The organism is Nocardioides sp., from assembly GCF_035429765.1.
Classification (GTDB): Bacteria; Actinomycetota; Actinomycetes; order Propionibacteriales; family Nocardioidaceae; genus Nocardioides.
In genome coordinates, this window is sequence record NZ_DAOMFK010000284.1 from 1 (window position 1) to 2,849 (window position 2,849).

4 protein-coding genes are annotated in these 2,849 nt (G+C 74.2%); 2 read left to right on the top strand and 2 right to left on the bottom strand.

Annotation, left to right across the window (positions count from 1 at the left end; all coding sequences use genetic code 11):
• Window positions 1-727: MATE family efflux transporter (locus tag PLP61_RS16200; protein WP_324503798.1), on the top strand; the 727-nt coding region annotated here is incomplete at its 5' end.
• 25 nt (window positions 728-752) lie between these two features.
• Window positions 753-1,790 (top strand): zinc-dependent alcohol dehydrogenase family protein, encoded by a 1,038-nt coding sequence (locus PLP61_RS16205; protein ID WP_324503799.1) that lies wholly within the window; start codon window positions 753-755, stop codon window positions 1,788-1,790.
• Between the two features lie 67 nt (window positions 1,791-1,857).
• On the opposite strand, the gene rplI is transcribed toward PLP61_RS16205, so the two are convergent.
• Together rplI and rpsR are read right to left on the bottom strand one after the other, a co-directional pair.
• Entirely contained in the window at window positions 1,858-2,304 is a 447-nt protein-coding gene (gene rplI / locus PLP61_RS16210) for a 50S ribosomal protein L9 (protein WP_324503800.1), read from the bottom strand.
• 14 nt (window positions 2,305-2,318) lie between these two features.
• Window positions 2,319-2,555: a 30S ribosomal protein S18 gene (gene rpsR / locus PLP61_RS16215; protein WP_011758085.1), complete on the bottom strand. Its 237-nt coding sequence runs from the start codon at window positions 2,553-2,555 to the stop codon at window positions 2,319-2,321.
• Window positions 2,556-2,849 lie beyond the last annotated feature (294 nt).

Consider the following 2,849-nt stretch of genomic DNA (forward strand, 5'->3'; position numbering starts at 1 on the left):
GGTCGCGGCGGCGCTGGTGGCAGTGGTGCTGCGCGCCGCCCGACGGCACGGGGCGCCGCTGGCCCCCGACCTGCCCGGGATCCGTGCCGCCGGGCACGCCGCCGTCCCGCTGCTCATCCGCACCCTCACCCTGCGCGCTGCGCTGATCGTCACGACGTACGCCGTCGTGGTCGGCTCGGCCACCGGCAGTGCCGAGCTCGCCGCCCACCAGCTGGCCTTCACCGTGTGGACGTTCCTGGCCTTCGTGCTCGACTCGATCGCCATCGCCGCCCAGGCGCTCACCGGTCGTTACCTGGGGGCCGGGGATGCGGCCACCACCCGGGCGGTGACCCGGCGGATGCTGGGCTGGGGCGTGGTCAGCGGGCTGGTCACCGCCCTCGGGCTGGGGGCGCTGGCCCCGTGGCTGGGTCGGCTGTTCACCACCGACGCGGCGGTGCTGGACCTGCTGGTGCCGGTGCTCGTCGTCGCGGCGCTGGGTCAGCCGCTGGCCGGTCTGGTGTTCGTGCTCGACGGAGTCCTGATCGGGGCGGGCGACGGGACCTACCTCGCCTGGGCCGGACTCGCGGTCCTGGCCGTCTACGCGCCCGCGGTCCTGGTGGTCGCCGCGACCCTCGGCAGCCTGACCGGCATCTGGGCGACCTTCTGCGTGGTGTTCATGGGTGCTCGCGCGGCCGTCCTGCTGCGCCGGGAGCGCGGTGAGGCCTGGCTGGTCACCGGTGTGCGCTGAGCGTCCGGGTTGCTAGCGTGGCACCGTGACCGAGGTACCGGTGACGATGCAGGCCTGGGCGGTGCCCGAGCCGGGGCCGCTGGACACCACGCCGCTGCGCCAGGTGACCCGGCCGGTGCCCGAGCCGGGGCCGGACGAGGTCCTCGTCCGCGTCGACGCGTGCGGGGTGTGCCGCACCGACCTGCACGTGACCATGGGCGACCTCCCGGTGCACCGGGAGGCCGTCGTCCCGGGGCACGAGGTCGTCGGCAGGGTGGTGCGACGCGGCGCGGACGCCACGCGGTTCTCGCCCGGGGAACGGATCGGGATGGCCTGGCTGCGGCGTACCTGCGGGCGCTGCCGGTTCTGCCGGTCGGGCCGGGAGAACCTCTGCCTCGAGCCGACCTTCACCGGCTGGGACGCCGACGGCGGCTACGCCGAGTACGCCGTGGTGCCCGAGGCCTTCGCCTACCGGATCCCCCCGCAGTTCGACGACCTCACCGCCGCACCGCTGCTGTGCGCCGGGATCATCGGCTACCGCGCCCTGGAGCGGGCGGCGGTCCCGCCGGGCGGCCGGCTCGGCCTCTACGGTTTCGGCGGCTCGGCCCACCTCACCGCCCAGCTCGCGGTGGCCCGCGGGATCACCGTGCACGTGCTGACCCGATCGGCCTCCGCCCGGGCGCTGGCCCGGAGCCTGGGGGCGGCCTCGGCCGGCGACGCCTACGACAGCCCGCCCGAGCTGCTGGACTCAGCGATCCTGTTCGCCCCCGTCGGCGACCTGGTCCCGACGGCGCTGGCGGCCCTGGACCGCGGCGGGACGCTGGCCGTCGCGGGCATCCACCTCTCCGACATCCCCGTGCTGCGCTACCAGGAGCACCTCTTCCAGGAGCGACGGCTGCTCTCGGTCACCGCCAACACCCGCGCCGACGGCGAGGCGTTCCTCGCCGAGGCGGCGCGGATCGGGATCCGGGTGCACACCGTGCCCTACTCCTTCGCCGAGGCCGACCGAGCCCTGGTCGACCTCTGGGAGGACCGCATCGACGGCGCCGGCGTCCTGGTCCGGCCCCAGGTCCTCGGCCACTGAGCAGCCCCGCTGACACCGACGGCCCGCACCCCCAGGGGTACGGGCCGTCGGTGGTGCGCTGCCTGGGTCAGCCCGGCACGACGTTCAGCGACACGGTGGCCGACACGTCGTCGTGGAGCTTGACGGCGACCTGGTGGGCGCCCAGCGACCTGATCGGGTTGGTGACCACGATGGTGCGCCGGTCCACCGCCTCGCCGGAGGCCTTGCCGAGCGCGTCGGCGATCTCGGCGACGGTGACGGCACCGAAGAGGCGGCCGGAGGCTCCGGCGCGCACCTTCACCTCCACCGCGGCCGCCTCCAGCTTGGTCCGGATCTCGTCGGCGTGCTCGCGGTCGCGCACCGCGCGGGTGGCACGGGCCTTCTTGATCGACTCGACGGTCTTCTCGCCGCCGCGGGTCCAGCGGGTCGCCAGGCCGCGGGGCACGAGGTAGTTGCGGCCGTAGCCGTCCTTGACCTCGACCACGTCCCCGGGGGACCCGAGGCCGTCGACCTCCTGGGTCAGAATCAGCTTCACAGTCTCGGCTCCTCTCAGCGACCGGTGGAGGTGTAGGGGAGCAGGGCGACCTCGCGGGCGTTCTTGACCGCGATGGCCACGTCGCGCTGGTGCTGGACGCAGTTGCCGGTCACTCGCCGCGCGCGGATCTTGCCCCGGTCGGAGATGAACTTGCGGAGCAGCGCGGTGTCCTTGTAGTCGACACCGGTCGCCTTCTCCTTGCAGAACTGGCAAACCTTCTTCTTTGGCTTGCGAATCACTGCCTTGGCCATTGTGGTGCTTCCTTTCGCGAAGCCCGGCTCAGAGTGGGTACTGCGCCGGAATGGTAGGGGTGTTCGGGTGGGTGGACGGGCGCTGTGCGCCCGCCCGGTGGATCAGAAGGGGGGCTCCTCCGAGCTGACACCGGGAGGGCCCCACGGGTCGGCCGCGCCGCCTTGGGCCGGCCGGGCCTGCCCGCCGGTGCGGATCCCGACACGACCGACCCGCTCGCCCCCGGCCAGCCCCTCGCGGGCACGGGCATCGAGGCGCTCACGCCGACCGGCGCCAAGGCGCTGCTGGGGTCGCTC